General features: G+C 61.0%; 8 protein-coding genes, 1 rRNA gene and 1 pseudogene. 5 read left to right on the top strand and 5 right to left on the bottom strand.

What is annotated here, in order from left to right:
- Positions 1 to 5: 5 nt before the first annotated feature.
- Both SM755_RS20850 and SM755_RS20845 read left to right on the top strand, forming a co-directional pair.
- Entirely contained in the window at positions 6 to 2,306 is a 2,301-nt protein-coding gene (locus SM755_RS20850; protein ID WP_323174363.1) for a VWA domain-containing protein, read from the top strand.
- Between the two features lie 133 nt (positions 2,307 to 2,439).
- Positions 2,440 to 3,600 (top strand): Xaa-Pro peptidase family protein, encoded by a 1,161-nt coding sequence (locus tag SM755_RS20845; protein ID WP_323174362.1) that lies wholly within the window; start codon positions 2,440 to 2,442, stop codon positions 3,598 to 3,600.
- Between the two features lie 653 nt (positions 3,601 to 4,253).
- Here SM755_RS20845 and SM755_RS20840 read toward each other — a convergent pair.
- Entirely contained in the window at positions 4,254 to 4,931 is a 678-nt protein-coding gene (locus SM755_RS20840) for a helix-turn-helix domain-containing protein (protein WP_323174361.1), read from the bottom strand.
- Positions 4,932 to 5,155: 224 nt separating this feature from the next.
- Here SM755_RS20840 and SM755_RS20835 point away from each other — a divergent pair, with 224 nt between their 5' ends.
- The 3 genes and pseudogenes from SM755_RS20835 (at position 5,156) to SM755_RS20825 (ending at position 6,052) form a co-directional block, all read left to right on the top strand.
- Entirely contained in the window at positions 5,156 to 5,362 is a 207-nt protein-coding gene (locus SM755_RS20835; protein ID WP_323174360.1) for a hypothetical protein, read from the top strand.
- A gap of 81 nt (positions 5,363 to 5,443) precedes the next feature.
- Positions 5,444 to 5,744: pseudogene (locus tag SM755_RS20830) on the top strand (IS5/IS1182 family transposase); the annotation flags it as partial.
- Positions 5,745 to 5,797: 53 nt separating this feature from the next.
- Positions 5,798 to 6,052: a hypothetical protein gene (locus SM755_RS20825; protein WP_323174637.1), complete on the top strand. Its 255-nt coding sequence runs from the start codon at positions 5,798 to 5,800 to the stop codon at positions 6,050 to 6,052.
- A gap of 91 nt (positions 6,053 to 6,143) precedes the next feature.
- Here SM755_RS20825 and SM755_RS20820 read toward each other — a convergent pair whose 3' ends face one another.
- The 4 genes from SM755_RS20820 to rrf all read right to left on the bottom strand — a co-directional run bounded on the left by SM755_RS20820 (position 6,144) and on the right by rrf (position 13,197).
- The gene (locus tag SM755_RS20820; RefSeq protein WP_323174359.1) at positions 6,144 to 8,123 is read right to left on the bottom strand and encodes a hydantoinase B/oxoprolinase family protein; all 1,980 of its coding nucleotides are present in this window, start codon (positions 8,121 to 8,123) and stop codon (positions 6,144 to 6,146) included.
- Between the two features lie 2 nt (positions 8,124 to 8,125).
- A complete protein-coding gene (locus SM755_RS20815; RefSeq protein ID WP_323174358.1) occupies positions 8,126 to 10,150 on the bottom strand; it encodes a hydantoinase/oxoprolinase family protein in 2,025 nt (674 codons plus the stop codon).
- Between the two features lie 306 nt (positions 10,151 to 10,456).
- Complete coding sequence (locus SM755_RS20810) at positions 10,457 to 12,427, bottom strand: cation:proton antiporter (protein ID WP_323174357.1); 1,971 nt, start codon at positions 12,425 to 12,427, stop codon at positions 10,457 to 10,459.
- A 648-nt stretch (positions 12,428 to 13,075) separates the two neighbouring features.
- Positions 13,076 to 13,197, bottom strand: a 5S ribosomal RNA gene (rrf, locus tag SM755_RS20805).
- Positions 13,198 to 13,327: the final 130 nt, after the last annotated feature.

Here is a 13,327-nt window from a genome sequence, read left to right as displayed (position 1 = left end):
CAAGTATGGTTGCAAATTCCGTGGGTAAAAAACTATCGTCGCTCGCCGTCCCGGGGATCGTCGGCCAGGAGACGCTCAAACGCGTGTTACTCGCCGTCGCGGTCAACGACGATCTCGACGGGGCGCTGATCGCCGGCGAGAAGGGAACCGCGAAGTCAACCGCCGTGCGGACGCTCGCGGAGCACCTTCCGGAACAGCGGGTCGTGGCCGACTGCCGATTTCGCTGTTCGCCCGACGGGTCGGGACCGCAGTGTGCCGACTGTCGGGAGCGCAATCCCGACGAGATGCCGGTCGAAACCCGTCCGACGCCAGTCGTGACGCTCCCGCTGGGTGCGACCCGCGACCGCGTCGTCGGCACCCTCTCGGTCGAGGACGCGCTGGCCGGCGATGCGTCGTTCGAGCCCGGCCTGCTAGCCCGCGCGAACCGCGGCATCCTCTACGTCGACGAGATCAACCTGCTCGACGATCACCTGGTCGATGTCCTCCTCGATGCGGCGGCGAGTGCCACGAACACCGTCGAACGCGACGGCGTCAGCGTCTCCCACCCCGCCGCGTTCACTCTGGTCGGGACCATGAATCCCGAAGAGGGCGACCTCCGCCCCCAGCTACGGGACCGATTCGCCCTGCAGACGACCGTCGAGGGCTGTCGAGACATCGACGACCGTGTCGCGATCATCGACCGGGCGCTCGGCGATGATACCGACGCGGCTCCGACAGGCAGCGACGAACCCACCGACACGCAACCGGCGGAGTTCAGCGTCGACCGTCGCCGGGAGGCGGTCGCCGCCGCCCGCGATCGCGTCTCGCAGGTCGATCTCCCCGCCGAGTTCAGGGAGACCATTGCTGAACTCTGTCTCGATGCCGGCATCGACGGCCACCGGGGCGATATTGCAACCGCCAGAACCGCGGTCACGCTGGCCGCGCTCGAGGGACGGACGACCGTGATCGAGTCGGACGTTCGCGAGGCCGCGACCTACACGTTGCCCCACCGACTCCGGAGCACGCCGTTCGCGGACGACGTTCCGGACGTGGACGACCTGCTTGAGGACCATCTCGAGGACTCGGCCGACGGCCGCGACGATGACGGCGAGTCGGATACGGATGCCGCGGACGCCGGCGAGAGTGACCTCGAACCGAGCGACGGCACAGCGGAGGGTGGAGGAAGCGACGACCGCGGCCCCGAAACGGACGGCGAGAACGACACACCGGGGGAGGGCAACGGCTCCGACGACCGAGAGCCAGCGGACGACCGCAGCGGGTCCCGTCCGGACCGATCCGACGGCGACGGAACGCCGAGTACCGGTGACGGCGGTGGAACCGCGGCAAGTGCGGCGGACCAAGCGGCCGCCTCGGCTGACGAAAGCGACGAGAACGGCCGCGAAGGAAGCGAGAGCGGTTCCAACGAGGGCGAGAGCAAGGGCGAAGACGAAGGTGAAGGAGAAGGTGATTCGGACGCGGACGGCGACGCAGAGACCGATGTCCAGCCGCTCGTCCCCGGACAGCGACGAGCCGCCATCGGAGACGCCGCTGCACCCGAACTCGAAACGTCAATCACAGAGCGCGACGCGGCGTCACGATCGGACGGCGCGCGCACGAACGTCGCACCGAGTGCGGCGAATCGCGGCGCTCGCGTCAGGACCGAATCGGCATCCTGCTCCACGGACGAAGCCGGCTCGATCGACGCTGCAGCGTCCGTGCGGGCCGCCGCCAGCCGCGGCGAGACGACGGTCGGATCGGACGACCTCCGTCTCGCCGTCCGCGAGGGAACCGCCGCGGCGACGGTCGTCTTCGCCGTCGACGCGAGCGCGTCGATGCAACCCGCGATGCGGACGGCCAAGGGCGTCGTCCTCGAACTCCTGCGCGAGAGCTACCAGCGCCGCGACGACATCGCGTTCGTCGCGTTCGCCGGCGACGACGCGGACGTCCTCCTCCCGCCAACTCACAGCGTGAGCCTCGCCGCTCGCCACCTGAAATCCCTCCCCACCGGTGACCGCACGCCGCTCCCCGCCGGCCTCGAAACCGCCAGTGCCGTCGTCGAACGGGCGGATACCGAGACCGCCGTCGTCGTCCTCGTTACCGACGGGAAAGCGACCGCCACCGACGGCAGTCCGACCGAGCGCACGCGAGCAGCCGCGCGTCAACTCACCCAGACTGGCGCTGAACTCGTGCTCGTCGACGCCGGGACCGACAGCCGCGCCGACCTCTCGTCGCTCATCGTCAACGAAACCGACGGGAAACGCGTTCCCCTCTCGGCGCTCTCGGCGGAAACCGTCCGCTCGGCCGTCGACGCGGCGGCTTCTAAATAGCCCGGAAGGGATTTCGAAAATCCCTACCAACAGGCCTACTTAGATAGTCTAACTGACTAGCCTAACCGATGAACACAAACGAAAAACCCACACAACTCAGGGCGCGGCGACCGAAACTGAACTCGAACCGAAAATGAGCAACGATACCGACACACCTCCGGCATCGACCGCCGAGGCCCAGATCGACCAGCGACTCGAACGGGCGCGCGATCGGATTCGAGATACCGCCGCTGACGCACTCGTCCTCTTTCCGAGCACGAACCTCGCGTATCTCAGCGGCTTCCACGAGGAACCGATGGAACGCCACCTCTTCCTGTTCGTCACCGCCGACGACGCGGTCTTTCTCGCCCCCACGATGTACGACACGCAACTCGCAGCCGAAACGCCCATTTCGGACATCCGCACCTGGGATGACGGCGACGACCCGACCGCCCTCCTCGCCCGACTCGGCGACGACCTCGGGATCGAATCCGGCCGCCTGCTGGTCGACGACCGCATGTGGGCCCGCTTCACGCAGGACCTCCGGGAGACGTTCCCCGAAGCCACCTTCGGTCTGGCGAGTCACCTCCTCGACGACCTTCGAATCCGAAAGGACGACCGTGAACTCGACCACCTCCGCGCCGCGGCGACCGTCGCCGACAACGTCAGCACCGCCATTCGCAGCCTCGGTGCCGACGCAATTGGCCTCACCGAAACTGAACTCGCCGCGGAGATCGAGCGTCGACTATCGGCGGCCGGCGGCAGCGGCGTCTCCTTCGAAACCGTCGTCGGGTCCGGACCGAACGGCGCTCGCCCCCACCACCGCCACACCGATCGGACGATCCGTCGCGGCGACCCCGTCGTCCTCGACTTCGGTACCGTCGTCGACGGCTATCCCAGCGACCAGACCCGAACCGTGGTCTTCGACGGCGACCCGCCCGCCGGCTTCGAAGACGCCCACGCTGCAGTCTTGGCCGCCCAAAAAGCCGCGGTTCGTACCGTCGAGCCCGGAGTCGAGGCTCAAGAGATTGATCACGCCGCGCGGACCGTCCTCGACGAGCGCGGCTACGGCGACCACTTCATCCACCGTACCGGCCACGGCGTCGGCCTCGAAGTCCACGAGCCACCCTACATCACGGATGGCAACGATCTCGAACTCGAGCCGGGAATGGTCTTCAGCATCGAACCCGGCGTCTACCTCGATGACGAGTTCGGTATCCGAATCGAGGATCTGGTCGTCGTCACCGACGAGGGGTGCGAGCGATTGAACCGGTCGCCGCGGACGTGGGAGCCGGTGACCGACGTAGACGACTGAGTCGATCGAGTGCAGTGCGTGACCTCGGTTGTTGTCTCACGAAGAGAGTCGAACGAATAGTGTCATCGAACGACTCACACATCCCGACCCGGCAATTACAATACGCAGTCCAGGGGTAGAGATCGGAACCGACCCCCATCTATCTGATTTTTGGTAGAAATGACGTGCGAGATATAAAAGGAGCGTTCAGCAGAGTACGCCACCATCTTTGAGAGCGTTAGAATGTGTCACTAGGGATTTCTTCTCTGTTATCGCTGAGTAACCGAACCACCGATTCAATCTCTTCCCAATTTGGTCCTTTGACAACCGTTCCGTTGTCACTGTCCCACACGATGTATCCCATGTTGTCGAGTTTTGGGAGATGTGTGTGAATAAGCTGTACCTCTAATTCATCGGTTTCTCGTGCATCGTTCTTCGCTACGGTCTCTGGTTGGCTCACTGGATTGTGGTCCAATAGTTCAATAAGTATACACCGCCGCGCTTGAGACCCCAGCGCCTCTGCAATGTGGTCAAACCCCATTCTGGCACTCACGGACAGATAGTAGCGTCCCAAATGCTTCCCTTCGGTGCATGGTGAACAAAGTTGTTATTGAGTAGCAATCTATGCAGTAGCCCACATACAGTTCAAGATGGGGTGGGGGTGATCAGAATTCCTAGATCGGCTTGAACTCTTCTTCGAGCTCCTCTTCCATTGCGATGAGCGTGTTTTCGGTGAGTGTCTCGATCGCACGGCGGAGTCGCTCTGTGACAGCCTGATCAGAGATACCGAGGTCATCGGCTAAATCCTGCGTGGACATTCGCCGTGGGATCGAATAGTACCCGCCCTGAACAGCGCGCATCAGCTTTTCGCGCTGGGCTTTTGTTACCCCGTACCACATTCCAGTTCCTGGACGGACGGGATTGTAGATGCGTCCGACTTCGAGGGAAATGTGGGCATTCGAACAGTACTCTTGAAACTCACTGAGGGCCTCGTGGGTGGGAAATCGAATCTCGAACTCCCACGTATTGGGCGTTCCGGTCGCACTCAGGAGTTGGCCCCTTAGATCGAGGACCCCTTGGAAAAAGACGTCACGGGCTACATTCCAGTCTAACGAATACAATCGATCGCCGTTGTGTCTCGTCACCTCGATTATACGTTCGACTGACGGGTGACTCTCGACATTTTTTTCGAACGATTCTCGGACCTCGTCGCTCACCGAGAAGAACGGAACGGCTTTTTCGCCCAGCGGGACCATGTTTTCGAGTTCGATCGTCCCGCTGGCTTCCAATTCGAGGATCCGGCCGAGTTCAAATGAGTCGGCTGGAATCCGAAGATGCGCAATGACTGCCATTCCTTGATAGAAAATGGGGTTCGAGACGGGTAAATATAGGCGGCTTGGTGTACCAACCTGTGCACATCCTGCTTGGTGTACCATGCAGAACGGCAGACCTATTGGTGTGGCGTCCTTTGAGAACGATGGACCGAACGCCCTGCGCGAAGTGTGACCCTTGTGGTGTGAATGTGGTCGTGGCTTAGTCTCCATATCTTCGGGTCAAGGATCGTGGCCCATTCACCATGACACGCGATCAACTCCGTGACGTTTCGATTACCAGTGCCGACGAATTCGAGGCCATACTTGCTGAGGTGGTAGAGAAGGCCATTGAGGCAGACGTAGATGTTCGTGGTGCCTGGGAGTTTCGAACGCGAGGATCAACGCACGACTGGGAGGTAGAAATCATCGAACTGGCCAAACATCTCGACAACGAAGACGAATGTGAGTGAGTCGCAGCGACTAGCACACAGTTAGGCTATTGCTGCCAACCGACGGAACGATCCTTCTTCGATAACTTGGGGTAGTTGGTAGAAGCCCTGCTGTCCGTGGCTGCTGACAAAGCCTTCCACAACTGGCATACGAAGTTCGAGTTCTAGGCCCGTGATGTCGAACAGCTGCTCTTACAGGGTGGATCGAGACCGCTCACGGACGGACACAACGTGCGTATCCGGGCAAAGGTTACTCTCAGCACTGGATAGCTGAAATCTCGTACTCAACAACGAAGCGCTCACTCGGTGATGCCGTGCGAGCGCTGGGTTGGTATCGATAGTTTCGTAAAATTATCTACATTCAGTCATCACTACTATCGAACAGCTCTGTGTGCGACTCTAATCACCGATTAGCAGCCATTCAACACGGCAGAATACGAGACAGTAGGAACGGTCATAGCCGTATCCGAACTGACCGACTTTGTCGTCAGAGCTCTCGTTCCGGAATTGCCGCTGTCTTCGTGTACCGATGTCGGATACAGCGGCACCGAACCGCCCGGCGGATTCGAGTACGACGAGTTCTACTGGGGAGTACTCGGCTACTCGCCCGACGGAGGCGTGAATCGATGCGATACGCCGATCGTGACGGTTGCCGTCGGGCTACTCGGAGTCGGGGGCAAGATGCTCAGAAACGAGCGCTGGGGGCGGTAAGACGCTCACCTGCAGGTGATGCTGGTGATCGGTAAATCGCACGCCAAACCGAGAAATGGCGCTCCGACGCGCCGTGGATACGTACGCGACGTTACTCGACTGGCGTCCACTCACTCGCCGCCCGCTCTCGGAGCAGTTCGCGGAACTCCGCCGTCGTCCGCTCGAGTAACTCGCCGGACGACCAGTCGAGGATCACGCCGTAGCGGCGAATGAGATCCAGTTTGTCGAGTTCACCCTCGTGGTAGCGCTCGGTGATCGCGTCGGGGTCCTCCCGGAGCCAGTCCTCGCGATTGGCGCGGATGAACGCGCGCTGCTCGTCGGTCGCTTCGGGATCGATCTCGTACGCACAGACGTCCGGATCGATTTCCTCGATGACGACGCCGTAATCCCGCTCGGCGCGTTCGACGGACACGTAGTCGTCTTTGACATCCTCGAGAACCGCCGCGGGATCGCGTTCCAGCGGGTCGCCGAATCCGCCGCCGCCGGAGGACGGACGGACGAACTCGTCGCCCTCGTCGATCGGGACGTTCGAGAACACGGTCCCCATGTCCTCGGACTCGCCGTCTCGAGTAAGGGTGACGCCGTGGGGAACGCCCGGAAGCCCGCCGTTGATCCCCCAGGTGATCGACCGGGCGCGGTCCGAACAGTACGACATGACGCTGTTCTCACAGGCGAGCATCCGGCCGCCCTTGCGGAGTCCGCAGCCGCCGCGGAACTCGCCGGGGCCCGCGGAGTCGGTGACGATCGAGTGCTCGCTGGTCACGAGCGGCGTGTCCCGCTCCTGGCCCTCGAGCGACTGGACGGCGAGTCCGGCACCGAAGACGGGCGCGGTCGCGTTCGAGCCGTCCTTGCCGTCGCGGCCGCCCCAGCCGCCGGCCATCCAGTCGTACCAGGCGAACTCCTGGCCGTCGCGTCCGGGTCGCTGGTCCTGCCCGCCTGCGAGCAGGTACTCGAGGTTGAACGCACAGGCCATCGCCCGCTCGGGCAGCACCTCCGACCAGAGTTCGAAAATGGCGTTCATCACCTTCTCGTACGCGCCGGCGACCGAGCCCGTCACGGGAACGGGTTCGGGCGCGTTGACGACGGTTCCCTCCGGCAGGTCGGCGCTGACGACGCGGTAAAGCCCCGAGTTCAGCGGCACGTCGGGGAAGAACATCTTCGTCCCGGAGACGACCGCCGAAAAGGAGGTCCCGAACGTCGAGTTCAGAAAGTTGCCGACGAACTCGTCGGAGCCGGAGAGGTCGTAGTGGACCTCGTCGCCGTCGATAGTCATCTCGACGTCGATGGTGACGAACCCCTCTTCTTTGTTCGGGTCGGCATCGATGTAGTCCTGAGTGTGCCAGGTGCCGTCGGGCAGGTCGCTGAGTTGCTCGCGCATGATGCGCTCGACGTAGTCTTTCGACTCGTCGAAGGCGGTCATAACCGTGTCGACGCCGTACTTCTCGACGAGTTCGAGTAAGCGTTCTTCGGCGATCCGCGTCGCCTCGGTCTGAGCGCGAAGGTCGCCCATGCGGTCCTCCGAGAGGCGCATGTTGGTGGTCAGAAGGTTGGCGACGTCGTCGCGGAACTCGCCGGCGTCCCAGATTTTCAGCGGCGGGATGCGCATTCCCTCCGCGAAGTGGTCGTTCGCCTCGATGTTGAACGAGCCGGGAGCCGGGCCGCCCACGTCGGCCCAGTGGCCGTTGGACTGCGTGACGGCAATGAGTTCCCCCTCGTGGAAGACTGGCCGCATGATCCGAACGTCGTTGATATGTGTCCCACCGAGGTAGGGGTCGTTGACGATGTAAACATCGCCAGGATTGATGTCGCCCTCGAAGTATTCGAGGGTCTCCTTGCAGGTGTAGTGGAGGGTGCCGACGTGAACGGCGATATCTTTCGACCCCTGCATCACCGTGTTCCCCTCGGCGTCGTTCAGACAGTTGCTGAAGTCGCGGTTGTAAATGACGAACGAGTAGCACGTCCGTCGGATCTGCTGTGCCATCCGGTCGACGAGGTTCGTAAAGGAACTGCGAAGCACCTCGAACGTAACCGGATCGAGATCGATGTCCGTCTGTGGTTGCGTTTCAGTCATGATTACACCGTGAGGATAATGGTACCCGTCTCGTCGACCTCGGCCGTCGCGTTCGGCGGGACGACCACCGTCGAGTCCATTTGCTCGACGATCGCAGGTCCCTCGAGCGTCGCCCCCGCCCCTAGTTCGGCACGCTCGTACACAGCCGTGTCGATGAACTCGCCTGCAGCCTCGAAGTACGCCTCCCGCGTCGTCCGCCGAGCTGCTTCGGCCTTCCCCGAGTCGATTTCGGGGAACGAGGGTTTTTCGACGACGCCGCGACCGGTCACGTGCAATCCGTAGACTTCGACCGGTTGGTCCGTATCGGAGTAGGCGTACGTCTGTTCGTGCTGGCGGTGGAATCGTTCCCGAATCGTCTCCATGCTCTCGAGCGGGCGCGAGCAGCCGACCTCGAGCGAGCGCCACTGGCCGGTATACCGCATCTTGATCTCGTGATCCATCCGCATCTCGCTCTCGTCGATTCCCTCCTCGTCGAGTCGCTCGCGGATTTCGGCCTCCATGTCCGCGAACGCGGTCTCGATATCGTCGACGATATCCGCCGCGGCGTCGGCGATAAACGTCTGCGAGAGGTCGTGTTCGACGTCGACCAGCAGACAGCCGAGCGCCGAATTGATTCCTGGATAGGGCGGGATAATGACCTGTGGAATGTTCATCTCCCGAGCGACGTGTGCCGCGTGTAACGGTCCCGCACCGCCGAACGCGACGAGCGCGAAATCGCGCGGATCGAATCCCTTACTCGTCGAAACCAGTCGAACGGCGTTACACATGTTCGCGACTGCGATCTGTTCAATCGCCGACGCAGCCTCCGTGAGCTCGAGTCCGAGCGGATCGGCGATGTCGCGCTGAATAACTTCCCGGGCGGGTTCGGCGGTTGCGTCCATGTCGCCACCGAGGAACCGATCCGGATCGACCCAGCCGAGGACGACGTTCGCATCGGTCGTCGTCGGTTTATCTCCACCCCGAAGATAACAGGCCGGACCCGGATCGGCACCCTGACTGTTCGGCCCGACGCGAAGCGAGCCGCCATCGTCGATCCAGGCGACCGAGCCGCCGCCAGCACCGATCGTTTCGATATCCGTCGACGGGAACATGATCGGATACCCGTACTCGACGGCCCACTCGTCGGTCATCTCAATGTCGCCCTGGTGCGTAAGCGAAACGTCAGCGCTGGTACCGCCCATATCGAACCCGATCGCGTTCTCGAAGCCACACTGATCGGCAATATACTGGCTGGCGATCGCACCCGCTGTCGGGCCCGAGTTCGCGATACGAGCCGCGTAGTAAGCGATTGCCTCAGTCGTCATCACGCCGCCACCCGAATGCATGGCGAGGACATCGCCATCGTATCCACGCTCATCGAGTTTAGCTTCGAGATCGGTCAGATAGTCGCGGACAACCGGCACCAGCGCTGCGTTGATGACCGTCGTGCTGGTCCGTTCGTGCTCGAACATCTCCGGCAAAATCTCGTGGGATGTACAAACGAACGCATCAGGATACTCCGCCGCGACGATTTCCTCGACCCGTTGTTCGTGCTCTCCATTAACGTACGCATTGATCAATGAGACAGCGATCGTATCGATACCGCGCTTTTCGAAGATCCGAACGACCTCTCGGACAGCCTCCTCGTCTAGCGGTTCGACGACGTTTCCCGCATAATCGATACGCTCGGCTACCTCGAGTCGATCCCGCCTCTGTACGTAGGGATCGGCAACATCCTCGTACGCATCCCAAAGATCCTCTTTCGTCCCGTCGCGGATTTCGTGTACGTCACGAAAACCCTCGGTCGTAATCAGGCCAATTCGCGGCAGTTCGCGCTCGATAAGCGCGTTCGTCCCGACGGTCGATCCGTGCGAGAAGAACTCCAAGTCGCCGATCTCGGTATCCGACTTGGTCAGTCCGTTGATGACTCCGTCAGCGGGATTAGCCGGCGTCGAGGGCGTCTTCTCGATTTCGACGTCTCCCGTCTCTTCGTCGAAGAGAATGACGTCCGTGAACGTTCCGCCGATATCTATGCCAGCTCGTCTCATACTATCATCCCACACATCATCTCACGGTCCGGCCATATAATCGTTCCCCCTCAAATTCGGACGTAATTCCACTAAGACCGATCAGATAGGTGGTTATCTCCACTAGTATCGATTCATTGAACACAGCTCAATAGTATTGAGAGTTGGAGAACAAGTTACAGTTGCTAGTCACCGCCAGTAGGGGTTTTGCTGGTAGGGTCTCGACGCTTCGGACCACACCGATGCTGAATTACGTCTGCACTATCGCTCTGCTACGCGGCGAAGTGGACAGCTGATTCGTTCGTATCTCGGACCACCGGTTCCCACTCACACGTGTGGATGAACTCTGTCAATAGCCTCGTCGACGGCTTCAGTTTGTCCGAGGATGGTGATGCGGTCGCCGTATTCGAGTTCGAAATCACCACGGGGAACCGTGCTCTCACCACCGCGGTCGACGAGCGCGATCAGCACCTCGTTTGGAATCTCGGCGTCGATGTCGGCAATGGTCCGGCCGACGAGTTTCTCCGCGGTTACCTCGATCTCTTGGACGTCACCGCTTCGGCCCAGTTCCGTCATCCAGTTCGACAGCGCCGGCCGCTCGATCATGTTGTCGATTCCCCACGCGGTTGCCATTGTGGATGATACCGTCTTGACGCCGAGTTCTTCGAACGCGTCAGCATTGTCGGGATCATTGACTCGGGCGATGACCGTCTCGACGTCGAACTTCGACTTGGCGAGCTGGGCGATGAGCAGATTTGTGTCGTCATCACCGGTGACAGCGGCCACGGTCTTCGCGTTGTCAGCGCCGGCGTTCCGCAAGGCCTTGGTATCGGTACCGTCGCCCTCGCGGACGGAGAAGCCGTCGGCCCGCGCTTGCTCGGCTATCGATTCATCATCTTCCAGTACGATAACGTTCTCTTCGCGTTCTTCGAGGCGCTCGGCGAGCGCGCGGCCCACCTGCCCGCCTCCGACAATGAGTATTCGCATTGGTATTACACGTAATCGTTCCGCGATCTGTCTGGCGAAGCCACCCTCGAACACGACCGTCACGAGGATGACGAGAAACACCGTGCCCACGAGGACGCTCGCTCCCTCCGGGTTTGACGGCGGTTCCGTCGTCTGGAGTTGGATGGCAAACAGCGTCGCCACGCTCGCGGGAATGATCCCCCGCGGACCGACGAAGCTCATGAACAATTTCTCGTTGCGCGTGAACCGCTCACCCCTCGTCGACAGGAAGACGAGTAGCGGGCGAACGACCAGCGCGATGATCACCACGACCGCTAGCCCCTTGAGGCCGAGAGTCAACAGCGTCTCGAAATCGATGAGCGCGGCGAGCGCGATGAAGATAAACGAAAGGACGACGAGCGTGATGTCGCCCTTGAACGACTCGATGGTCTCCTTGTACGGGAGGTCGGTATTCCCAAGGAGTACACCGGCGGTTGCAACGGCGGCGACCCCCGCCTCAGAGGCGATGGTGTCGGCGATACCGAACGCGACGATCGCGCCAGCGAGCGTCATCAGTCGCGCGTTCTGGGGCGTCTCACCGGTCGCGAGGTGCACCTGCGTAAGCAGGTACCAGAGCACACCGGCGACGACGATGCCGACGAGCAGGCCCACGCCGAGACGCATCGCGAACTCGCTGACGTAATCCGAGGGATTGGCTTCCTGAGACGCGAGTAGTTTGAAGATGACGACTGCGAGGATAGCCGCAGTCACGTCGTTGACGATCCCCTCGATCTCCAGCGCCGCGGCCACCCGGTTATGGACTGGCACGACCGAGAGGATGGGTGTAACGACTGTCGGACCCGTCGCCACGAGGAGCGAGCCGATCAATGCCGCTATCGCCCACTCGACACCCAACAGGAAGTGAACCGCCACCGTCGTCCCAAGGAACGCGACCAGTGCCCCCACTGTCACTAGTCGGAGTGCAGCAGCGGGCGCCTCGCGAAGCTTCTCGACCGTGAGATGGAACGCACCCTCAAACACAATGATCGCTACGCTCAAACCAACGATCGTCGACAGCGCAGGCCCGAACGACTCCCGGCTCACGAGTCCGGCGCCCTCCGGCCCGACAGCGACGCCTGCGAGAATGAGAAAGAGGACACTTGGGACGCGGTACCGGTCTGCGAGCACCTGCGCGCTCACGCCAAGTGCGATGATCAGTGCAATGATTAACAGCAGGTTTGACTCGCCCTCTACCGCAAGCGGGACCAGAGTATCCTTCGGAATTACGAGCGGGATCACCGTCTCACCCAACCCGTTGAACAGCGGGCGTTCGAAACCACCGGTCGGGTCCACGAGTGCATCTTCGTGAAGATATTGGTTCCACGCTTATAAATGCCAAATTACCGGTATCTCATCGGTGTCCGAACTAAATTGACAACTATAAACACAATGATCGCTGAATGGATGCGCTATGGATCCCGTCTCTGCGAGCATCAAAGGTGCGGAGGCTTCTGATCGGTAGTCAGAAGTCAGAGACGCTCTTCGTCGCACATCATCGATTGCAAAGCGTCGCTTGGATGCTGTATTTAAAAGCGTCTCGGTTGTCGATAGTCTCACCGTAGTTGAAATACCGTGAGAGACTGTACCAGCGTAACGTTGGAGATGCAGCAATAGAGCGAGAGCCACCGTCGCATTAGCGACGCGGTGGCTCTCGCTGGAATTGGCGTCTTCATCATCCTCTCCGAGCGACTCATACACCGAAGGCCGTCTACCGACAGTCATCACGCAGTAGTAACGGCGGCCAGGATCGAAATAACCACCCGGCTCAAACCCTCCGAACCAGTGACCAGTCTCAGAATCCAATCACAACTCCGTCACCAGCCGACAGACACGCCACCAGATTGAACTCGAAAACATCGTCAACGGATCGAAATCGCTTCGAACACAAGTACACAAAAGACGGCGAATACCGAAGACTACGTGGTTTGGATGAGATATGAATAGAAGCGGCGAATCGAATTTCCCAGAGGATCTCTCACTCCAGTACTCACCAATACGCAGGTGGGCTTATCGTCCGTGTTCGGGATGGGTACGGGAGGAACCCCACCGCGATGGCCGCTTACAACCCGAGCGACGGAATCGAACCGTCTTCAGAGACCACTCGCTCGGAGATTGAATATGAGTGGAGGCGGCGAATCGAATTTCCCAGAGGATCTCTCACTCCAGTACTCGCCGATACGCAGGCGGGCTTAT

Origin of the sequence: Natrialba sp. PRR66, from assembly GCF_034808065.1 — an archaeon.
GTDB lineage: Archaea > Halobacteriota > Halobacteria > Halobacteriales > Natrialbaceae > Natrialba > Natrialba aegyptia.
Note: the sequence above shows the minus strand (reverse complement) of the source record. Positions and strands in the feature narration are given on the sequence as shown.